Genomic DNA, 21,593 nt, shown 5'->3' with positions numbered 1-21,593 from the left:
AGTACGCGGCCGAACGCCCCGATCAATGTGTTACCCGACACGGCAGGTGAACTCGGTATCCGACGATGCGAAAGCAGCGCGGAACATCACCTCACCGGTCCGGACGGCGAGTGCTCACCAGTCCGCGATCGTGCCCGCCCGCTCGACCCCGCGATCGACCAGCCCGATGATCTCCTCGGCATTGTCCGGCGCCGACATCCGCAGGCCGTCCAGTGAATTGACCCGGGCCGCCAGCGTGACGCTGCTCAACATCCAGATGCTGTCGCAGGCGAACAGATCCGCCGTGAACAACGATTCGTACCGGCAATCGTAGCCGGCCTTCTCCGCCTCGGCGAACAGCGCCCGCTGGGTCACCCCGGGCAGTACACCGTTCTTGGCCGGTGGAGTGATCAGCTGTTTGTCCCTGCAGATCACCACCGTGGAACGCGGGCCCTCCAGCACCCGGTTCTCGGTGCTGGTGAAGATCACGTCCTGCGCCCCCATCCGGGCGGCGAAACGCAGGGCCGCCATATTGGTCGCATACGACAGCGTTTTCGCTCCCAGCAGCTGCCACGGCGCCTCCTGCGCGAGGTCGATGGACACTCCCCGGGCCAACGTCACCACCGACACGCCCTCGGTCCGAGCCGCGAGCACCCGCTCGGGAACCGGTGACACCATGGCATACGCGGTGGGAACCGGTACCGCGTCGGACAATTCACCCGAGATGAGCGCCGAGCGCGGCGTATCGACCTCGCTGTCGCGGCCCCGGGTCATCACCAACCGCATCATGCCCTCGCGGTCGGAACCCCATTCCTTCACGGCCCGCTCGACCACCGCGCGCCAGCGGGCGATCTCGGGCTCGGGGAGATCGAGCGCCTGGGCCGAACGGCGTAACCGGGCCAGATGGAATTCGAGCGCACACGCCGTGCCGTCGCGCACCAGCAGCGTCTCAAAAACGCCGTCACCACGCAGCACGCCTATGTCGTCGGCAAACAACAACGGCCGGCCCGCATCCCGGACAGTACCGTCGAGTGTTACAAGAACTCGATCCACCATGCGAACGAGCGTAGGCCAATATGCCCCATGATGAGCGGTTATGAATCGTGGCGGCACTCCTGCGCCACCCCGCTTCCGACGGCCCCGTCGGTATATCGCGAAATTACGGGCATCGCGGCCTAATTCGCATTACGGACTTCGCACCCGAATTCCGATTTCGAACAGCCGCCACGGCCCGAATCGACCGGACCGCACAAGGCGAATCCCGCCCACGACACGTCGATACCCCACATCCGACCGGCGCCGGTCGTGAATGCCGACGAATAGAGTCGAAGCGTGGCACGACGGACGACTATCGACCCGGCCGAGGTACGCGACGCGGTAACCGAGGTGCGGGCCTGGCTGCTCGACGACACCGCGCCGGCACCCCCGCGAAACCGGCTGGCGGCGGCGGTGCGCGCCACCGCCCGCGCCCTGGCCGCAGCGGCACCGGGGCATTCGGTGGAGGTTCGGATTCCCCCCTTCGTCGCGGTGCAATGCGTCGAAGGCCCGCGGCACACCCGCGGCACACCCCCGAATGTGGTGGAAACGGATCCGCGCACCTGGCTGCTGCTGGCCACCGGCCTCCGGGATTACGCCGACGCCCGCGATTCCGGGGCGCTGCACGCCTCCGGACAGCGCGCCCCGGATATCGCCCGCTGGTTACCTCTGGTCCGGGTGAGTCCGGAACGAAACACCTGATCGTCCCGGCCAACGCCCCGATATCCAGGCCGAACGCCGCGAATTCGAGAGGCCGGCGAACAGACGGGATTCGCCGGCGAACGAGTGTCGGTATGCGAGCGGATACGGGCGGCGATATCGGCGGCCGCCTTCGCCCCCGTAGAATATTGGCAGCCCCCAGCCCGCCCGATCAGGGAGCATACGGTGACCCACGCCGACCAGCAGTTTGTCAGCAATTCCCCTGCTACCGATATCGAGGAGAACCCGCCCCGCGAGGAATGCGGAGTGTTCGGAGTATGGGCTCCCGGGGAAGACGTGGCCAAACTCACCTATTACGGCCTGTATGCCCTACAACACCGAGGCCAGGAAGCCGCGGGAATAGCCGTCGCCGATGGCTCGCAGGTGCTCGTCTTCAAGGATCTGGGTCTGGTCAGCCAGGTGTTCGACGAGCAGACGCTGGGCGCCATGCCCGGCCATGTCGCGGTGGGGCACTGTCGCTACTCGACCACCGGCGCGACCACCTGGGAGAACGCACAGCCCATCTTCCGCACCACGGCGGTCGGTTCCGGGCTCGCCCTGGGACACAACGGCAATCTGGTCAACACCGCCGAATTGGCCGCCCGGGCACGGGAACTGGGTCTGACCGATGGCTCCGGACAGTCGAGCCGGCCGGGCGCGATCGCCGCGACCTCGGACTCGGACGTGATAACCGCCCTGCTGGCGCACGCCGCCGCCGATTCGAGTATCGAGCAGGCGGCCATGGAACTGCTGCCCACCCTGCGGGGCGCGTTCTGCCTCACCTTCATGGACGAACACACCCTCTACGCCGCCCGCGATCCGCACGGTGTGCGCCCGCTGTGCCTGGGCCGCCTGGACCGCGGCTGGGTGGTCGCCAGCGAAACCGCCGCGCTGGATATCGTCGGCGCCTCCTTCGTGCGGGAGATCGAGCCGGGTGAGCTGCTGGCTATCGACGCCGACGGTGTGCGCTCGCTGCGCTTCGCCAACCCCGAGCCCAAGGGTTGCGTCTTCGAATACGTCTATCTGGCCCGCCCGGACAGCACCATCGCCGGTCGCTCGGTGCACGCCACCAGGGTGGAGATCGGCCGTAGGCTGGCCCGGGAGCATCCGGTCGAGGCCGACCTGGTGATCCCGGTCCCCGAATCCGGTACCCCCGCCGCCGTCGGCTACGCCCAGGGCTCGGGCATACCGTACGGGCAGGGCCTGATGAAGAACGCCTATGTGGGTCGTACCTTCATCCAACCCAGCCAGACCATCCGCCAGCTCGGTATCCGCCTCAAACTCAATCCGCTGCGCGAAGTGATCCGCGGTAAACGCCTCATCGTGGTGGACGACTCCATCGTGCGCGGCAACACCCAGCGGGCCTTGATTCGGATGCTGCGCGAGGCCGGCGCATTGGAAATCCACGTGCGGATCGCCTCGCCGCCGGTGAAGTGGCCGTGCTTCTACGGCATCGATTTCGCCTCACCCGCCGAGTTGATCGCCAACGGATCGGGTGTCGACTCCGCGGAAGATTTCGCCGAACTCACCCCCGATTCGACCGCCATGCGCGAGATGGTGGAGGGGGTGCGCCGCTCGATCGGCGCCGACACCCTCGGCTACATCTCCCTCGACGGAATGGTCGCCGCCACCGAACAGCCGCGTTCGCGGTTGTGTTGCGCCTGCTTCGACGGCAACTATCCGATTCCGCTGCCCACCGAGGCGGCGATCGGCAAGAACGTGTTGGAGCCGATGCTCAGCGGACGGTCGGAAACCGAGTTACTGAGCGAGAACGCGAACGCCGGCGCGCTGAGCCGTCCCTGATCCGGCACGGGCGCACCACCTCGTCCGCCGCGGTGATCTGTCATAGCAAGTCGGCACCGCTGCATGCCCGTTATCCGATTCCGGTAGCGTGAGCAGGCAATCAACCCGCGGATTCGGTTTGGAGCTTTCCCCGACGATGACTGAACAGACCTCTAGTGGCGCCGGCGCCTCCTATGCCGCGGCCGGTGTGGATATCGAGGCCGGCGACCGGGCAGTCGAATTGTTCGCCCCGCTGGCACGCAAGGCCAGCCGTCCGGAGGTCCAGGGCGGACTGGGCGGTTTCGCCGGACTGTTCGCACTGAAGAAGAGCTACCGTGAGCCGTTGCTGGCCGCCTCCACTGACGGGGTCGGCACCAAGATCGCGGTGGCGCAGGCGATGGACAAACACGACACCCTGGGGCTGGATCTGGTCGCCATGGTGGTCGACGATCTGGTCGTCTGCGGTGCCGAACCGCTATTCCTACAGGACTACATCGCGGTGGGCAAAGTCGTTCCGGAGAAGGTCGCCGGACTGGTCTCCGGTATCGCCGAGGGCTGCGTGCGGGCCGGTTGCGCGCTGCTGGGCGGCGAAACCGCCGAACATCCGGGCCTGATGGGCCCCGACGACTACGACCTGTCCGCCACGGGCGTCGGTGTGGTGGAGGCCGAGGAAGTCCTCGGGCCCGACCGGGTACGCCCCGGCGATGTGGTGATCGCCATGGGTTCCTCCGGGCTGCACTCCAACGGCTACAGCCTGGCGCGCAAGGTACTGCTGGAAATCGACCGGATGTCGTTGACCGGGCATGTGGAGGAATTCGGTCGCACCCTCGGCGAGGAACTGCTGGAGCCGACCCGGATCTACGCCAAGGACTGCCTGGCGCTGATCGCCGAGACCGATGTCCGCACCTTCGCCCACATCACCGGCGGCGGACTGGCCGCCAATCTGGCCCGGGTACTGCCCGCAGGTCTGGTCGCCGAACTCGACCGCGGCACCTGGAACCCGGCACCGGTGTTCAAGATGATCGCCCAGCGCGGTCGGGTGGAGCGCGCGGAGATGGAGAAGACCTTCAATATGGGCGTCGGGATGGTGGCCGTGGTGGCGCCCGACGATGTGGACCGGGCTCTGGCCGTGCTCACCGCCCGGCATATCGAATGCTGGACGCTGGGCAGTGTCAAGAAGGCGAAGGACAGCGATAGCGACCGCGTGGCCCTGGTGGGCGAGCATCCGCGTTTCTGATTCGCCTCCGAGGCCGTCGGAGGCGAGGGCGAGCCGCGTTACGCGGTGCGGCTCGCCCTTCGCATCCGGAACCGGAGTGGATGGGCGCGGCACACCGTCGCGGAACAGCGACGCTACGCCGGTCTGTCGTATGCCCTCGTCGGGAGGACGGGTGAATCGCCGACGAGTCGAACCATCCGCGGGCGAACCAACAGTTCATCCGCGAGCGAACCCGACAGCCGACGGTACGTACCGACGCCACGAGCCCCTGCGGACATCACGACGGAACCGCTGACCGGCACAACGAGAGAGGGGAGGCCCTTCGGCCTCCCCCCAGCCTGTGTGCACCGAGTCAGCGGCGCCAGTCGTCGTCGTAGTCGTCCTCGTTCCAGCGGGACAAGGACTCGTCCACGTCGTGCTCGTCCGACAGGACACCACTCCGCCGGGAGTTGGTGCTACCGGACAGCTCGCGCTGAAGGCTCGCGAAGTCGGTCGTCGGCGAGCTGTACTTCAGCTCACGAGCAACCTTGGTCTGTTTTGCCTTAGCCCGGCCACGACCCATGGCTGACCCCCTCGCGTCACAGCGGGGCGGCCTGGGGATTGGTGGCGACCCCGTTCGAATTAATACTCTTCCTGACAGACACTTTAGCGCGTGTCCGGCCGTCGCGCTTCCGCGAGTCCGGGATACCCCGCCTCCCGGGCCGGTTTGCCCGGGTTTCGCCATGCGGTGGGGTGTCCTAGAGCACTCCGGGTATGGCCCGAATCACACCCACACGTGCTCCGCCGCCGAGAACCGGAGGTGCGGCCAACTCCGCCAATTCGTCCGACCATTCGACGCCCATACGATGCAGAATCGCCATGGTCAGCGGGATTCTCGCCCGATCGGAACCGTCATCGACCTTGTACGCGAACGCGGTTCCATCCGGGAGCGCCCCCGCGTGCACGCCATCGGCGCCGACCTTGCAGACCAGCCCCGGCACGGCGCGCATGACCAGCAGATCGGGCCCGTTCGTGCCGGAAATCACGCCTGGATGCGCTCGGATCGCATCGGCGATTCGCCGCGGCCGGGAACCCTCGTCCGCGATGGCCAGGCCGGCGAAGGCCCGCGCCAGGTTGACCAGGGATACCGGCACGATAGGCAGACCGCAACCGTCGATCCCCAGGTCGGCCTCCGGTTCACCGGTCAACTCGGTCACCACCTCGAGTACCGCCCGCTGCAAGGGGTGGGCGCCGTCGGGGTAGTCGTGTGTCGGCCAGCCGTTCACGGCGCAGGTGGCCAGCATCGCGGCATGTTTGCCGGAACAGTTCATGTACATCGGGTTCGGCCGCGCACCGCGCACCACCACCGCGGCCCGGGCCCCCTCGTCGGCCGGGAGATCGGGCGGACAGGCCAGATCGCGTTCATGGAAGCCATACCGATCGAGCAGACGCCGCACCAGCTCGATATGGTGCCGCTCCCCGGTATGCGAGGCGATGGCGATGGCCAGTTCCCGCTCGTCGACGGGGTCGAAGCCGTGCCGGAGCAGAGCCAGCGCCTGCAAGGGCTTGTTGGTGGAGCGCGGATAGATCGGAACGTGCACCTCGCCGGCCTCGAAGACCGCTTCTCCGTCCGGCCCGGTGATCACCACCGATCCCCGGTGTACGCATTCCCGGAATCCGGACCGCACCACCTCGACCAGTTCGACACCCATCACCGCACCTCCGTCGCCGATGCCGTATTCGTCCCACCCGAGGACGGCTGCCCGCCGGCGGATCCGACACCCTCGCGCGTGTCCGCGCCGTCAACCCCCGTGGAGGCGGCAGTACCGGACCCGCGGCGGGCACGGCGGGCGATCTGCGTCCGGATATCGTCGGAGATACTGGGCTCCACGACGAGCAGGCGATCCAACAGAGCGGGATCATGGCCGGTAAACACATCGCGGACGGTGATCCCGTGCTCGGGAACATGGACGATCTCGACCCGATCGCCCGCCCCGACGGCGCCTTCCTCGAGCACCCGCAGGTAGCAGCCCGTGTTCGCGCGCAGGGCGAACCGGCGCACCCACTGCCGCTCCCCACTCCAATACCCGAATGTCGCGCACGGCACCCGAGGCGCGCTCACCTCGAACAGCGCGTCGCCGATCACCCAGTGCGCACCGACCACCGCGTCGCTCACCGGCAGTCCGCCGAGCCGCAGATTCTCCCCGAACCAGCCGCTGGGCAGCTCCCGCCCGAGTTCGTCGGCCCAACCGCGCGCATCCTCCTCGGCGTAGGCGTATACCGCCTGGTCCACCCCACCGTGATACTCGGTATTGCAGACATGATCGCCGACCAATCCGAGCCGGCGCGCCGCCACCCGCCCGAGCACCGGCCGTTTGTCGATGGCACTGCGTCCCACCCGTCCCGGCACCGTCACCTCGGCGTGCACCACGCAGACGTCCAATACCCATCCGGTATCACCGACCCGCATCGGCGCACACTCCTCTCCCCCGGTCCCGCCGTGGCCGCGGAATCGGTCCGGGCGTCCGTGGTCTTCTCCCGGCCCGGCCGGGTCGGTATCGGCCGCCACCGATCAGCGGCCGCGCAGTCGTTCGACCGCCTGCCGACCGGCCTGCGGAGTATTGTCGTCGACCACCGAATCAGGGTCGATGGCGGCGGCCATCGACCCGACCGCGAGACGGGTGTCGACCGGTACGGCACGTTTCACCAGCGCGAGCGCAATGGGCCCGAGCTCGTAGTGGTCGACGACGGTACCGAGCCTGCCGACGGCGCGACCCCCCGCGGTGACCGCCTCGCCCACGGCCGGGCGCTCATCGGTGGAACCGTCCAGGTGCAGCAGCACCAGTCGGCGCGGGGGTTTGCCCAGATTGTGCACGCGGGCGACGGTCTCCTGACCGCGATAGCAGCCCTTGTTCAGGTGGACGGCGCCGTGCTCGTCCGGACCGCCGATCCAGTTCACCTCGTGCGGAATGGTCCGGTCGTCGGTGTCGAGGCCGATCCGCGGCCGCACCGCGGCCACCCGCAGCGCCTCGAAGGCCCAGGACCCCGCCGGTTCGGCACCCGCCGCGGTGAGCTCGGACCACCGCCGACCCAGCTGCTCACGCGGCACGACGAGATCGAAGGAGTCCGCGGTCGGCCAGGCCATTCGGCGCAGGAAACCGCCACCGGGCAGCGGTACGGCCTTCTCGTCCGGCAGCCGGTCGATACCGAGCGTCCCGGTCAGCGTGTCGACACGCGGGCCGAGCAGGCTCAGGACGGCATGGTCGGTGGCCGCACTCGGTCGGGCATCGGCCCAGAAGACCATTCTGGTGAGAAAGTTCAGCAGGTCGGGACCGCGCTCGGCCTCGGTATCGACCCATACCGTGCCGTCCAGTTCGGTGAGGACGAAATGGTGCAGGACCCGACCGTTCTGATCGAGGTCCAGGTTTTCCGCCGACTGGCCGTCGGCGAGGTCGGCGACATGCTGGCTGGAGATGGTGTGCAGCCAACCGAGCCGTTCGGCGCCGCCGATGGTGAGGACGAAGCGATGCGAGCGATCCACGACCGCCACCCGCTCGACCGCCGCACGCTGCTCACCGAGTGGATCCCCGTAATGCCATGCCACGGCGGCGTCGGGGGAGTCGGGCGCGGCGGCGACCGCTCCCGGTACCGCTAGAACAGGGCTGGGTTCGACGACCACCCCACCACTGTAGGGCCTGAACCGCCGGCCGCGCTCCAGGCCCTGGTCGCCCGGCCACGAGACCGGGCTCGGGCCCGGCGGCCGGAGCCACCCCGCAGCGCGCGGGGACACACTCGGCACGGATATTTCACCGTGCCGTCCACCGCGGTAACCGCCCGCCCGGTGGGAGGTAGCCGTCCACCTCGGCGGTCCATTCGGCCGCCGCCGTCGCAACCGCCTGCGGAGCGAGTCGGACGGTGACGACGGACGGATCGCCGGCGCTCGTCCGTTTCCGCCACGGCGGCGAGAACTCCAGATCCAGGCCGATATGCAGGTCGATATCCCCCTCGGCGCACCGGCCGGAGGCGAAGGTCAGGTTGGGTTCGGTGAACGCCAGTTTCGCGGCACCGGCCGTACCGTCGCGGCCATCCACCGCGCCGATATCGTGCTCCGCGAGGCGCCGTAGCCAGTGGCCGAGCTCGACCGCGTCGTCGAGCGTCAGTGCCTGCCAGCGAAAGGACCAGTTTCCCAGAGGGCAGTACGCGGAACCGGCGATCACCAACCAGCTGTACCGAATCCGCGGATCGGTGTGTTCCGGAAACTGATAGTCGGCGACTGCCAGTTCCACACCGTATCCGTCACAGTCGATCAACTTCACCGGCGCAGTGTGTCACCATCTTCCCGATCGTGCCGAACAACGCCGCGATCACGCCGTACCCGGCCGCCGCGGTGGGTCCCCCATACCGGCCCTCGGACCCGTAGAGCCGTCTCGGACGTGGTGGTTCGCCGCCATGCCGGCCGGCCCGCCGGAATATCGGCGTACCGTCCGCGCCGCGAGTACGCCACCCGCATTGACAGCCCAGTGCAGCAGCGCGGGAGCGGTCGCGCTGTCGGCGCGACGGCGCAGCGCGCCGAGAACCAGACCGGCGGCGGTGGTGAAGGCGACGGTGCCCGGCACGCTGTCGCCCGCACTGCGCGCGGGATGAATATGCCAGAGCCCGAAGGCCGACGCGCCCAATACGGCGCCGACACGCTCGCCGAACGTCTTGTCGAGCAGGGGGTCCAGAGTGGCGCGAAAGACGAGTTCCTCGGTATACACCGTGCCGATCGGGATATGAACCCCGACCCATTCGACAGTGCCCATATCGGGAGCGCGCTCACCGGCACCACCCACCACCCGCCGCAGCGGGGCGATCGCGGTGGCCGCGGCGTATCCAGCGACGACCACTGCGGCACAGCCCAGCCCATAGCGCAGGCCTTGGGCCGACGCCCAGTGGGGCCGCGCCCGAAAGACCACCGCGTAGCAAGTGGCGGCGGCAGCGTTCGCCGCCGTGCGCCCGCGATGGCCGAGCTTCAGCCGGGGCAGCAACAGATTGCTCCACACCAGCGGCGCGGCCACCGCGGCGACCGTCCGGGCCGGACCCGTCATTTCACCTCCCGCTCGTAGGACTCGGCGGCCGCGATCTGTACCCGGATGCGCTCGGCCAGTTCGGGATTCCAATCCGGCGGCCGGCTCACGGCGGCCCAGGCGTCCAACACCAGGCTGCCGTAGCGGTGACCGTGTCCGTAACTGACCCCCTGCGCGTTGGTGAGATCCGCGCTCACCTGCCAGAACGTCACGAACGGCGCCCAACGCATCCGGGGCGACACATCCACGCCGCGTGGTTCGGACAGCCAGTCCGGGCGGGAGAAAATCAGGTCCGGCGACCACCACACGATCGGATCGGACGGATGCTGCAGGTAGGCGATACGAGGCACCCGCCATTCCGGTCCCGGGCGCGCGAGTTCGTCACGGTCGGCGGCGAAGCGAACCACCAGGCCGTCCGCGTAGATCGGCTGCACCTCCCGGGAACCGGGATCGCGGCGGATGACGAACTGTCGCCACAACCGGTTCGAATTGGGCGGCCCCACCCAGAGCGCGCCGTCCACCTTCGCCCGCAGATCGGCCAGCCCGTCGAATGCGGCCTCCGAACCCTGGGAACCCAAACTCTCCCCGTACACCAGCAGTTTGGGCCGGGCCCGGGGCGGACGAGCGGCCCAATGCCGATGCACGGCGTCGAACAGTTCCCGGCCCGCGACCGCGACCTTCCCGCGATCCGCCAGGAACGACAGCGCACTGGGGAGATACGAGTACTGGGTGGCGACGATCGCGCTGTCGCCGCCGTACATGTATTCGATCGCCTCGGCCGCCATCGTGTTCACCCAGCCGGTCCCCGTGGTGGTGACGACGACGAGCACTTGCCGGTCGAAAGCACCCGCCCGCTCCAGTTCGGCGACCGCCAACTCCGCCTGGGTCTGTCCCTCCTCGGCGGATTCCAGGCCCGCATAGGCCCGGATCGGTTCCTTCGCGGGTCGGCCGGTGACCCAGGAGATCCGCTCGGCGTCGGGCCCGTGGGAGACGAACCAGCGGCCCTCGAAACCGAGGGTGTCCCAATCGGCCAGCGATTGCGGGCTGCCCGACCGCTCCGGCGCCTGCGGTTGCACCGCGTATTCGGAGGTGTGGTGGTTACGCACGCTGAACGCCGAATTCGCGGCCGCGAAGAACACCCGGGAGGCGACGCCGTTGAACAGTGTCACCACCAGCAGCGCCAGCAGCAGCAGCCCCGCGGCCGGCGCGAGCGCGCGTGGCACCCGCACCCAGCGGTTGAGCTGCCGGGCCAGGAACAGAACCAGTTCGCGCATCGTGCGGTAGCCCGCGACCACCAACACCCCCACCGTCATACTCAGCCCACCGGTGCGCAGATAGGCCGGTGTGGTGGTGCCCTCCATTCCCATCAGCGCGGTGATCTCCCGCTGCCAACTCGCCGAGTGCACCAGCATGTACGCGGCGCTGAGACCGCAGCTGATCAGTACGGCGGATTTCACCGCGTAGCGGGTCCAGGTGGGCGGGATGGAGATACCCCGCAGCCGCGGCCGGACCCACAGCCGGAACAGCCATTCCAGGACACATCCCACGCCGTACCCGATCGCGGCGTTGATTCCGCTGATCAACCCCTGGAACATCCAATCGCGCGGCAGCAACGACGGGGTCACCGAGAGAGCGAAGAAGGCCGTGGCGACCACGAGCCCGACATAGTTCAGATCGATGATCCGCTCGGTACGCCGAACCATCGCGACGCCGCGGATCCGCAGCCGGGTGATGGTATCGGCCGTCTCGAGCACACAACCCAGTATGGCTGTATCTATGGACCGCGCTTCGCGCGGTCGTGTTCGCGGCCCCCCTGTGGCTCGGGTTTCCGTGCCCGCGACTTCGGCCTTCGGCCGTTACGCTGCGGGCACGGAAACCCGAGCCGGGCCGCGAACGGGGCCTCGACGGCGAGGCCCCCGACGGGTCGGTTTCCGGCGGGGTGGGTCCCGACGGAAGCAAGTCCGACGGAGGCGGCGGCGGGGCGGCTTCGGTGGGGCGAAAGTGCGGGGCTCAGGCTTCCTTGCCGAAAAGGGTGGGGAGGGTGCCTTCGTAGGCGGTGCGGAGTTCGTCCATGGGGATGGAGAACTGTCCCTGGACCTCGATCGAATCCGAGCCCTGGTCCACCACGCCGATCCGCACCCACGGCAGCTGCCGAGCGGTGCACATGCGGGTGAAACGGGTCTCCTCCGAACGCGGCACCGCCACCAGCACTCGTCCCGCCGATTCGGAGAACAGGGTGACGAACGGGTCCGCGTCCTCGGGAAGCAGGATGCGGCAACCGGTTTCGCCGGCCAGCGCGGCCTCGACCACGGCCTGGGCCAGCCCACCCTCGGACAGATCGTGCGCGGCGCTGATCATGCCGTCCCGCGAGCCGGCGGTGAGCACCTCCGCCAGCAGCTTCTCCCGGGCGAAGTCGACCGTGGGCGGCAGTCCGCCCAGATGATCGTGGGCGACCTGCGCCCAGATGGAGCCGCCGAATTCGTCACGGGTGTCACCGAGCAGGATCAGTGTTTCGCCCGGTTCCAGGCCCAGCCCGGTCGGAATGCGACGGTGCACATCGTCGATGACGCCGAGTACGCCGACAACCGGGGTGGGCAGGATGGCGACCTGGCCGGTCTGGTTGTAGAAGCTGACATTGCCACCGGTGACCGGGATGCCCAGCGCCACGCATCCATCGGCGAGCCCGCGCACGGCCTCCCGGAACTGCCACATAACCCCGGGGTCCTCCGGAGAGCCGAAGTTCAGGCAGTTGGTGACCGCCTTGGGTGTGGCCCCGGTGGTGGCCACATTGCGGTAGGCCTCGGCGAGGGCCAGTTGCGCACCGGCGTAGGGGTCGAGTTTGGTGTAGCGGCCCGAGGCGTCGGTGGCCAGGGCGATACCGCGTCCGGTCCGCTCGTCGACCCGGATCATGCCGGCGTCGGCGTATTCGGCGAGCACGGTGTTGCCGCGCACATAGCGGTCGTACTGCTCGGTGATCCAGCGGCGGCTGCACAGCTGGGGACCGGAGACCATCCGCAGCAGAGTTTCGCGCAATTCGTCGGCGGTTTTCGGGCGGGGCAGGTCCTCGGGGCCGGCGGCGTTGAGGGTGTCCTGGTCGTCGGGGCGCCGCACCGGGCGTTCGTAGACCGGACCCTCGTGTGCGACGGTGCGCGGCGGCACATCCACCACGGTTTCACCGTGCCAGGTCACCACTAGCCGGTCACCGTCGGTGACCTCGCCGATCACGGTGGCGAGCACATCCCACTTACGGCAGACCGCGAGGAAGGCGTCCACGTTCTCCGGGGCGACCACCGCGCACATCCGTTCCTGCGATTCGCTGGACAGGATTTCCGCCGGTGTCATATCGGCCGCCCGCAGCGGTACCCTGTCCAACTCGATCCGCATACCGCCATCACCGGCGGCGGCGAGTTCGGACGTGGCGCACGACAGGCCCGCACCGCCCAGGTCCTGGATGCCGACGACCAACCCGGCCGCGTACAGCTCCAGACAGCATTCGATGAGCACCTTCTCGGTAAACGGGTCACCCACCTGCACGCTGGGCAGTTTCTTGCGGCCGGTGCCGGACTCGTCGCCGGAGAAGGTGTCCGAAGCGAGGACCGATACACCGCCAATCCCGTCCAGACCGGTGCGCGCACCGAACAGGATGATCTTGTTCCCAACCCCGGACGCGAAGGCCAGATGCAGGTCCTCCACCCGCATAACACCGGCACACAGCGCGTTGACCAGCGGATTGCCCTGATAAGAGGCATCGAAGACGGTCTCGCCGCCGATATTGGGCAGGCCCAGCGAGTTGCCGTAGCCGCCGATCCCGCGGACCACCCCGTCGACCACCCGGCGGGTGTCGGCGGCATCCGCGGCGCCGAAGCGCAGCTGGTCCATCACCGCGATCGGGCGGGCGCCCATGGCCATGATGTCGCGGACGATACCGCCGACACCGGTGGCCGCGCCCTGATACGGCTCGACATAGGACGGATGGTTGTGGCTTTCCACCTTGAAGGTGACGGCCCAACCGTCACCGATATCCACCACGCCCGCGTTCTCGCCGATACCGGCGAGCATGGACGCGCGCATCTCGTCGGTGGTGGTTTCGCCGAAATAGCGCAGATGCACCTTCGACGACTTGTACGAGCAGTGCTCGCTCCACATCACCGAGTACATGGCCAACTCGGCATCGGTGGGTCGGCGCCCGAGGATCTCCCGGATCCGGGCGTACTCGTCGTCCTTCAGGCCGAGCTCGGCGTACGGCTGCGGCGTGTCCGGGGTGGCTGCGGCGGTGGCGACGGTATCGACCTGCTCACTCACGGGATTACCAAGGTCCTTTCGGCCAGGCATGGGAGGACAACCCGCGGGCCCGCCGCAGCGATGCGTCGGTGCTGCCGGCTTGTCGCGAAATACGCCTGTGAGTCTACTGTCGCGGAAAACCCACCTGCTCAGGGGCCGGGCGAGGACGTTGCGCACAGGGACCGGGCGAGGCCCGTTACCCTTTCCCGAATGGACGATAGATCGGGGTACACCGGCTCCACGGGACCGGAGCTCACCGATGACGCGCGGGCGGACTCCCCGATGCAGGCACGGCGCCGGCAATGGTTGACCGCCGCCCTGGCACTGTTCCTGCTGTCCGCGCTGATCTCCTGGCTGGCGAACTGGTGGGACGGCTATATCGACCTCCAGGTGTATCGCAACGGCGCCCGTGCCTGGTTGGACGGCAACGACCTGTACGGCCCGCTGCCGCCCGTCGCCGGAATCGGACTGCCCTTCACCTATCCCCCGTTGGCCGCACTGTTCTTCGCTCCGCTCGCACTGATGCCACTGGGTATGGCCGAGCTGGTGGTGCTGGCGACCTCGGTATCGGCCCTGGGAATCACCCTGTGGCTGGTGCTCGGCCGGTTGCGGCCGGAACTGGACCGGACCGCGCTGCTACCGCTGGTGATCGGTGCCGTGGCGGTGAGCCAGGTGTTCGAACCGATCCGACAGACCTTCGGCTTCGGCCAGATCAATCTGGTGCTGATGGCCGCCGTCGCGCTCGACTGTCTGGCCCGCACGCCGTTCTGGCCGCGGGGTCTGCTGATCGGCATCGCGGCCTCGGTGAAACTGGTTCCCGCCGGCTTCCTGCTGTTCTTCCTGCTGCGTCGGGACTGGAAGGCGGCCGGCACCGTGGTGGTCTCCGCCCTCGGCGCGATCGGTGTCGCCTATCTGCTGTTCCCCAGCGATTCGACCGAGTACTGGTTCCACACACTGGCCGATACCAACCGGATCGGCCCGCCGTATTACGCGGGCAACCAGTCGCTCAAGGGGTTCGCGTTCCGACTCGGCGTCTCGGATTCGGCGGCGACACTGATCTGGCTCGGCCTCGCGATGGTCGCGGTCGGCCTGGCGGCGCTGTGGATGCACCGGCTGCTCTCGGTGGATGCCGTGGTCCCGGCCCTACTGGTCAACGCCGCGGCCATCCTATTGGTGTCCCCGGTGTCGTGGTCGCATCACTGGGTGTGGCTCGCGCCGGCACTGCTGGTCGTGGCGGACGCCCTCGTGCGCAGAAGCGACGGCGCCGACGTGCGCCGAGCGGGTCGAGTGGCGCTCGGGGCGGCGGCCGTGCTCACCGTCATATTCCTGATCGGCCCGCAGTGGGTGCTACCGCATCGGGCCGATCGGGAACTCGACTGGGCACTGTGGCAGCAGTTGCTCGGCAGCAGCTATGTGCTCGTCACATTCGGCGCGCTGGTCGTGGCCGCGTTCGCCTACCGGCCCGCCGTCTCCGGCGTGAGGAAGGCTGCCAGCGCAGCGGCGTAGGAGGTGATATCGGCGGCTCCCATCATCTCCCGGGCCGAATGCATGGCCAGCTGTGGGGCACCCACATCGACGGTCGACATGCCGGTACGCGCGGCGGTCATCGGGCCGATGGTGGAACCGCACGGCAGATCGGCGCGATGCACATATCGTTGCAGCGGCACACCGGCCTGCTCGCAGGCCAGCGCGAACGCACCCGCACCGGCCGCGTCGGTGGCGTAGCGCAGGTTCTGGTTCACCTTGAGCACCGGTCCCCCGTTGACCTCGATACCGTGCGCCGCTTCGTGCCGCTCGGGATAGTTCGGGTGGGTGGCATGCGCCATATCGCCGGACGCGCACACCGACCCGGCCAGGGCGGCCAGATACTCGGCGCGGCCGCCGCCACGGGTCAGCACGATCCGTTCCAACACGGTCGGCAGCAGATTCGACTGCGCGCCGCGGTCGGACTGGCTGCCCACCTCCTCATGGTCGAATACCACCAGCACCGGCACCGCCGCGCCGGGCGAGTCCACAGCGGCCAAGAACGCGCGCAGTCCCGCGTAACAGGTGCCCTGGTTGTCCAGTCGGGGAGCGCTGATCAGATCCCGGTCGCGCCCGACCGGCCGGCTCGGGGTCAGCTCATGGGTCATCAGTTCCCAGCCGAGTACCGATCCCGGATCGACCCCCGCGAACTCCGCGACGAAATCCAGGAACGACCGCCGCTCGCTGCCCACCCCCCACACGGCGTTGACATGCCGCTGCGGATCCAGGCTGACGCCGTGCCGGTCCTCCGACAGATGGATCGCCAGCTGCGGCACCCGCAGGATGGGCTCGTTGATCCGCACCAGCCGCTCGCCGACGGTATCGCCCTCGCGCACGCTCAACCGCCCGGAGATACCCAGTTCGCGGTCGAGCCAGGAATTCAGCCAGGCCCCGCCGTACGGCTCCAGCCCGACCAGCTGCCACCCTGCGGAGACCAGGTCCGGGTGCTGTTTGACCCGCAGGTTCGGGCTGTCGGTATGGGCACCGACCACCCGGAACGCCGGGGAGTGATGGGCATCGGCCCACGCGACCAGCGACCCCCCGCGCACGATGTAGTGCCTGCCCCGCACGTCCGTCGGCCACGGCCGCGTTTCGTCGAGTCGAGTGAAACCGTGCTCGTCCAGATCCTGGGCGATTGTATGGCAGACATGAAACGGCGACGGCGACTCATCGATGAAGGCGCACAGCCCGACGGCCGACGCCGCAGTGGTAGAAACCGGCATGCACCGATCCTAGGCAGCCACCCACCCATCCCCGACCACACCACATCGGCACGGCACGAGCAGAGCCACGACCGCCACACGAATCGCCCCGCTACGCGGACAGAGGAAGTTCCGGCGCATCCGTAAAGCCCGCCGTTGATCGGAGCCGCCCGCAACGCGGACAGAGGAACCACAGCAGAACGCCGGCGGACAACCCGGTGTACTGCTCCGCGGACGAAACCACAACACCGCGCCGTCACCGTACGAAACCCACCGCGACGAGCACACAGCTACTGCCGAGCAATTGCTGCCACAGCGCCCAGTCGAGTCCCCGATCGACCCGATGCGGTAGCACCCACTGCGGGCCGATCAGGAACATGACGGTGGGCACGGCCACCGCCCCCACCCCAACGCGTCCCCCGTGCCGAGTCTTACGAGGCCCCAAAGGGTTGCGGCCCGTCTCGCGTTTCGGCGCCCGAAGCGCATGCGCCGAAGGCACGAGTCTCGGGCGCCGAAACGCGAGACCCGACAGGGCCGCAACCCCGCGCCGCCGAAGGCGGCGCCAAAAAACGCAGATTATGCTGCCGTCAACACACTGTCCAACACCGAGAGAAAGAGACCCAGGCCGTCGTCGCTGGGGCCGGTGAGCGGTTCGGTGGCGTGTTCCGGGTGCGGCATGAGGCCGACGACGCGGCGGTTGGCCGAGGTTATCCCGGCGATACCGCGCTGGGACCCGTTGGGGTTGTCGCCCGCGTAGCGGAACACCACCCGGCCCTCGCCCTCCAGTTCGTCGAGTACGGCCTCCGACGCCTGATAACGGCCCTCACCGGATTTCAGTGGCACCAGGATCTGGGCGCCCGGCTCGTACCGGGAGGTCCACGCGGTGTCGGTGGCGTCCACCTGCAGCCACTGGTCACGGCAGATGAAATGCAGGCCCTCGTTGCGAGTCAGCGCGCCGGGCAACAGTCCGGCCTCGCACAGCACCTGGAAACCGTTGCAGATGCCGAGTACCGGCATCCCGTTCTCGGCGGCGCGCACCACCTCGCCCATGACGGGGGCGAATCGCGCGATCGCGCCGGCCCGCAGATAGTCGCCGTAGGAGAAGCCGCCGGGCACCACCACCGCGTCGACGCCCTGGAGGTCGGCGTCGGCGTGCCACAGGCTCACCGCCTCGGCGCCGGTCAGCCGGACGGCACGGGCGGCGTCCACATCGTCGAGGGTTCCGGGAAACGTGATGACACCGATCCGGGCGTTCATGGGACGCGCACCACCTTCCAGTCCTCGATCACGGTGTTGGCCAGCAGCGATTCGGCGATTTCGGCGAGCTGATCGTCGGTGACGTCGTCGGCGACGTCGAGTTCGAACCGTTTGCCCTGCCGTACATCCGATACACCCTGGAATCCCAGGCGCGGCAGCGCGCCGACAATGGCCTGCCCCTGCGGGTCCAGGATCTCGGCCTTCGGCATCACCTCGACCACGACTCGTGCCACGGATTGCTCCTCACAAAGATGAGCGGGACGGGACGCAACCGCGCCCGACCGCTGATGGGATTACCTGAGCAGCCTAGTTGCCCACCGCTCGGACCGCATCGGCGGGTGGTACCGGGCGCGGTTGCGTGTGAGCGGGGTTACCCCGCACTACCGTTGTGGTTATGCGCATAGCCCATTTCGGTCACTCCTGCATCCTCGTCGAACTGTACGGAGCCAGAGTTCTGTTCGATCCCGGGGTGTTCTCCCACGGTTTCGAGGGCATCACCGGTCTGGACGCCATCGCGGTCACCCATCAACACCCGGACCATATCGACCCGAACCGGATCGACGCGCTGATCGAGACCAATCCGGGCGCGCGGCTGCTGAGCGATCCGCAGACCGCCGCTGCGCGCGGCGAACCGTGGGAGCCGGTACACGCCGGCAATGTGCTGGCGCTCGGCGATCTCCGGATCACCGGGGGCGGGGGCAGGCACGCCGTCATCCACCCCGAGATCCCCGTAATCGACAACACTGTCTTCCAGCTCGGCACCCCGGACGATCCGGCCCAACTCGTGCACCCCGGTGATTCGCTGTGGGTGCCGCCGGTCCCGGTCGGCGTGCTGGCCACTCCGGCCGCCGCGCCCTGGATGCGGATCAGCGAGGCCGTCGACTATCTGCGCGCGGTCGGCCCGCGGGTGGCGCTGCCCATCCACTTCGGCATCATCCAGCCGGAGGCGCAGGGCATCTACTTCGGCCGCCTGACCGAAATGGCGCCGGCCGGAACCGAATTTCGGGTACTCAGGCCGGAGGACGCCGCCGAACTGTGATCTCGAGGACGGTCGGCGCGCCGCCGGTCGGGCTTCGGGTCCGGCACGCTGTCCACGACCGAAGTTCCTCCGGGGTGGGCGCCGGTGTGTCGAGCCGAGGGTGTCGACCGTGGTCCGGCATCCTCGAAGGGCACGGGCAACACAGCCGGTCCGCCGGCGACCGCACAGGCACGGAGGCAGCATTCATGTCCGAAGGAGTCGAGGACCTGTTCGCCCTGCCGGGACTCGGCCGCTCCGCGCCGCGGGCCGGATTTCCGGCGCACGGGATGTTCCCGCAGGTCGCCTACGAGATCGTGCACGACGAACTGATGCTCGACGGCGTCTCCAGGATGAACCTGGCCACCTTCTGCACCACCTGGGTGGACGACCAGGCGCGCAGGCTGATGGCCGAGTGCCTGGACAAGAATATTGTCGACAAGGACGAATACCCGCAGACCGCCGAGTTGGAGCGCCGCGGCGTCCGGATGGTCGCGGGCCTGTGGCACGCGCCGGATCCGGCCACCACTCACGGTACCTCGACCACCGGTTCCAGCGAGGCGGCCATGCTCGGCGGGCTCGCAGCCAAATTCCGCTGGCGCAAGCGCGGCGGCACCGGGATGCCCAACTTCGTCTGCGGGCCGGTACAAGTCTGCTGGGAGAAGTTCGCGCGCTATTTCGACGTCGAGATCCGACAGATTCCACTGCGCGGCGACCGCCTCACCATGCACCCCGACGACGTCGCCGAGCACTGCGACGAGAACACCATCATGGTGGTGGCGACCTTCGGCCAGACCTACACCGGACTATACGAGGACGTAGCCGGAATCAGCGCCGCGCTCGACGCGCTGCGGCGGGACAGGGGCCTGGACATCCCCATTCATGTCGACGCCGCCAGCGGCGGTTTCCTCGCCCCGTTCGCCGCGCCCGACCTGCTCTGGGACTTCCGGCTGCCCCGGGTGAAGTCGATCAATGCCTCCGGCCACAAGACCGGCCTCGCGCCGCTCGGGGCGGGCTGGGCGATCTGGCGTGAGACGGCCGACCTGCCGGAGGAACTGATATTCGATGTCGACTACCTCGGCGGCAGTATGGCCACCTTCAACCTGAATTTCTCCCGGCCCGGCGGGCAGGCGATCACGCAGTACTACGACTTCATCCGTTTCGGGCGCGCCGGCTACACCAGGGTGCAGTCCGCGATCTACCGGGCGGCGCAGCACCTGGCGGCCGGTTTGCGCAAATCGGACGTCTTCGAGCTGATCCACGACGGCGACCCGCGGCGCGGCATTACGGCGGTGTGCTGGCGGCTCACCGGCGACCCAGGGTTCAACCTTTACGACCTGTCCGATCGGCTGCGCTCCAGGGGTTGGCTGATCCCGGCGTATCCGCTGCCCGCCGACCGGGACGACGAGACGATCATGCGTGCGGTGATCCGGCACGGGTTCAGCGTCGACATGGCCGATCTGCTGTTGGCCGACTTCACCCGCTGCATGGACCAGCTGAAGCGGAGACCGTTTTCGCCCTCGCTCACCCGCGCGGACGCGGGCGGCTTCACACACGACGCGACACCGTCCGTGCCGCGGATATCGATCGCGCCGACCTGATCATGTCCTTCGTGGCCGCCGGTGGCCGAGCGGCCGCGGCGTGTGCTCGGGCAGCGGAGAACGGATCCCCGGTGACACCGCCGCCCGCGCCATCGCCGTTCTCGCGGGCGGCGGCATCGGCCGTACCGCGGGGCGGGTCTCGCCCGCGGTGACTCGGTCAGGCCGCGCGGGTCGTCTCGGTGGGCTCCCAGCGGTACACCTGGCTGCTCGCGCCGTGGTAGAGGGCGAGGTCGACGGCATCGAGCAGGGCCTGCCGGGGACCGGAGCGGCCCAGTTGGGCGGCGGACACCGCCAGCCGCAGAGTCCCGCCGCGGCGGGCGGTGCGTGCCGCGCCCAGGACCATGGCGCGGCACCACCAGGGTTCGGCGTGGAAACCCCCGCCGATGCCGAACACCCGGGCCTTCTGGGCGATATCGCGCTCCAGGTCGAGGATGCTCGTCGGTCCCAGACAGACACGGAACCCCGCCGCGGGGAGGGCCTCGATCGCCCCGGCCGAGGCGTTCCAGCGCGGCGCCGCGAACAGCCGCGTACGCAGCCCGGTGTGTTCGAGCACCCGGTCGGCGGCGGTGAGCCGTAGCAGGGCCTCGTGTCGGGGCAGGGACGCGAACTCGGCGCGGCGCCGTTCGGTCGCGGCCTGGTCGTAACCGTGCAGCACGATCGCGTCTCCCCGCATACGCCGGTCACGTAGCCACTCCTGGGTCGCGGGATCGTCGACCAGCCGGTATTTCCCCTTCAGCCGCGGCGCCACCAGCAGCGACAGCCGCACCTTCCGCTGATCCATCTGCGCGGCGAAATCGACCACCGCGTCCCTGGTGAGGTCCCGGATATCGGATACCGACACGAGCAGCTCGGCGTTCATGAACCCACGGTGCCGGCCACAGATGTATTCACCGTGCAGCCCCGATGACCAGGGGACGAACACCGGGCCACGAGTGGCGTCCATCGGGAACGGCCGGC

At 68.6% G+C, this 21,593-nt stretch carries 20 protein-coding genes; 6 read left to right on the top strand and 14 right to left on the bottom strand.

Annotation, left to right across the window (positions count from 1 at the left end; genetic code table 11):
• Positions 1–114 precede the first annotated feature (114 nt).
• On the bottom strand, positions 115–1,035 hold the full coding sequence (locus tag ON20_RS02540) for an aminodeoxychorismate lyase (protein WP_040833210.1): 921 nt from the start codon (positions 1,033–1,035) through the stop codon (positions 115–117).
• Between the two features lie 276 nt (positions 1,036–1,311).
• Between ON20_RS02540 and ON20_RS02535 the strand changes: the two genes are divergently transcribed.
• The 3 genes from ON20_RS02535 to purM all read left to right on the top strand — a co-directional run bounded on the left by ON20_RS02535 (position 1,312) and on the right by purM (position 4,732).
• Positions 1,312–1,716: a sterol carrier family protein gene (locus tag ON20_RS02535; protein WP_040833209.1), complete on the top strand. Its 405-nt coding sequence runs from the start codon at positions 1,312–1,314 to the stop codon at positions 1,714–1,716.
• A gap of 183 nt (positions 1,717–1,899) precedes the next feature.
• Positions 1,900–3,516, top strand: coding sequence for an amidophosphoribosyltransferase (gene purF, locus ON20_RS02530; protein ID WP_040833208.1), 1,617 nt, complete (start codon positions 1,900–1,902; stop codon positions 3,514–3,516).
• A gap of 136 nt (positions 3,517–3,652) precedes the next feature.
• On the top strand, positions 3,653–4,732 hold the full coding sequence (gene purM, locus ON20_RS02525; RefSeq protein WP_040833207.1) for a phosphoribosylformylglycinamidine cyclo-ligase: 1,080 nt from the start codon (positions 3,653–3,655) through the stop codon (positions 4,730–4,732).
• 331 nt (positions 4,733–5,063) lie between these two features.
• On the opposite strand, the gene ON20_RS02520 is transcribed toward purM, so the two are convergent.
• The 8 genes from ON20_RS02520 to purL form a co-directional block, all read right to left on the bottom strand.
• Positions 5,064–5,273, bottom strand: coding sequence for a DUF3073 domain-containing protein (locus ON20_RS02520; protein ID WP_040833206.1), 210 nt, complete (start codon positions 5,271–5,273; stop codon positions 5,064–5,066).
• Between the two features lie 175 nt (positions 5,274–5,448).
• Positions 5,449–6,402, bottom strand: a complete 954-nt coding sequence (locus ON20_RS02515) for an asparaginase (RefSeq protein WP_040833205.1) — start codon at positions 6,400–6,402, stop codon at positions 5,449–5,451.
• A complete protein-coding gene (locus tag ON20_RS02510) occupies positions 6,402–7,160 on the bottom strand; it encodes an MOSC domain-containing protein (protein ID WP_083864521.1) in 759 nt (252 codons plus the stop codon). Before ON20_RS02510 ends, ON20_RS02515 begins: the two co-directional genes overlap by 1 nt.
• A gap of 102 nt (positions 7,161–7,262) precedes the next feature.
• A complete protein-coding gene (gene ygfZ / locus ON20_RS02505; RefSeq protein ID WP_040833203.1) occupies positions 7,263–8,369 on the bottom strand; it encodes a CAF17-like 4Fe-4S cluster assembly/insertion protein YgfZ in 1,107 nt (368 codons plus the stop codon).
• A gap of 127 nt (positions 8,370–8,496) precedes the next feature.
• Positions 8,497–9,006 carry a WapI family immunity protein gene (locus tag ON20_RS02500; RefSeq protein WP_040833202.1) on the bottom strand — a complete coding sequence of 170 codons (510 nt, stop codon included), beginning with the start codon at positions 9,004–9,006 and terminating at the stop codon, positions 8,497–8,499.
• A 48-nt stretch (positions 9,007–9,054) separates the two neighbouring features.
• Positions 9,055–9,777 carry a CPBP family intramembrane glutamic endopeptidase gene (locus ON20_RS02495; RefSeq protein WP_083864516.1) on the bottom strand — a complete coding sequence of 241 codons (723 nt, stop codon included), beginning with the start codon at positions 9,775–9,777 and terminating at the stop codon, positions 9,055–9,057.
• Positions 9,774–11,510 (bottom strand): alpha/beta hydrolase, encoded by a 1,737-nt coding sequence (locus ON20_RS02490; RefSeq protein ID WP_040833201.1) that lies wholly within the window; start codon positions 11,508–11,510, stop codon positions 9,774–9,776. Before ON20_RS02490 ends, ON20_RS02495 begins: the two co-directional genes overlap by 4 nt.
• 256 nt (positions 11,511–11,766) lie before the next feature.
• Complete coding sequence (gene purL, locus ON20_RS02485; protein ID WP_040833200.1) at positions 11,767–14,058, bottom strand: phosphoribosylformylglycinamidine synthase subunit PurL; 2,292 nt, start codon at positions 14,056–14,058, stop codon at positions 11,767–11,769.
• A gap of 189 nt (positions 14,059–14,247) precedes the next feature.
• On the opposite strand from purL, the gene ON20_RS02480 reads away from it, so the two are divergent.
• Positions 14,248–15,543 carry a glycosyltransferase 87 family protein gene (locus ON20_RS02480; protein WP_245546960.1) on the top strand — a complete coding sequence of 432 codons (1,296 nt, stop codon included), beginning with the start codon at positions 14,248–14,250 and terminating at the stop codon, positions 15,541–15,543.
• Here ON20_RS02480 and ON20_RS02475 read toward each other — a convergent pair.
• The 4 genes from ON20_RS02475 to purS form a co-directional block, all read right to left on the bottom strand.
• The gene (locus ON20_RS02475) at positions 15,492–16,784 is read right to left on the bottom strand and encodes a M18 family aminopeptidase (protein ID WP_040833199.1); all 1,293 of its coding nucleotides are present in this window, start codon (positions 16,782–16,784) and stop codon (positions 15,492–15,494) included. The two genes, ON20_RS02480 and ON20_RS02475, sit on opposite strands and share 52 nt — an antisense overlap.
• Positions 16,785–17,019: 235 nt before the next feature.
• A complete protein-coding gene (locus ON20_RS36030; RefSeq protein WP_157228652.1) occupies positions 17,020–17,160 on the bottom strand; it encodes a hypothetical protein in 141 nt (46 codons plus the stop codon).
• A 179-nt stretch (positions 17,161–17,339) separates the two neighbouring features.
• Positions 17,340–18,020: a phosphoribosylformylglycinamidine synthase subunit PurQ gene (purQ, locus tag ON20_RS02470; RefSeq protein ID WP_040833198.1), complete on the bottom strand. Its 681-nt coding sequence runs from the start codon at positions 18,018–18,020 to the stop codon at positions 17,340–17,342.
• Complete coding sequence (gene purS, locus ON20_RS02465) at positions 18,017–18,253, bottom strand: phosphoribosylformylglycinamidine synthase subunit PurS (RefSeq protein ID WP_040788394.1); 237 nt, start codon at positions 18,251–18,253, stop codon at positions 18,017–18,019. The genes purQ and purS overlap by 4 nt, the downstream gene beginning before the upstream one ends.
• Positions 18,254–18,414: 161 nt before the next feature.
• Here purS and ON20_RS02460 point away from each other — a divergent pair, with 161 nt between their 5' ends.
• Both ON20_RS02460 and gad read left to right on the top strand, forming a co-directional pair.
• On the top strand, positions 18,415–19,059 hold the full coding sequence (locus ON20_RS02460) for an MBL fold metallo-hydrolase (protein ID WP_040833197.1): 645 nt from the start codon (positions 18,415–18,417) through the stop codon (positions 19,057–19,059).
• A gap of 185 nt (positions 19,060–19,244) precedes the next feature.
• Complete coding sequence (gene gad, locus ON20_RS02455; RefSeq protein WP_040833247.1) at positions 19,245–20,636, top strand: glutamate decarboxylase; 1,392 nt, start codon at positions 19,245–19,247, stop codon at positions 20,634–20,636.
• A gap of 157 nt (positions 20,637–20,793) precedes the next feature.
• On the opposite strand, the gene ON20_RS02450 is transcribed toward gad, so the two are convergent.
• Entirely contained in the window at positions 20,794–21,495 is a 702-nt protein-coding gene (locus ON20_RS02450; RefSeq protein ID WP_040833246.1) for a DUF2334 domain-containing protein, read from the bottom strand.
• Positions 21,496–21,593 lie beyond the last annotated feature (98 nt).

The organism is Nocardia brevicatena NBRC 12119 (genome assembly GCF_000308495.1).
In the GTDB taxonomy this organism is placed as follows: domain Bacteria; phylum Actinomycetota; class Actinomycetes; order Mycobacteriales; family Mycobacteriaceae; genus Nocardia; species Nocardia brevicatena.
This window is presented reverse-complemented; position numbering and strand designations above follow the sequence as displayed.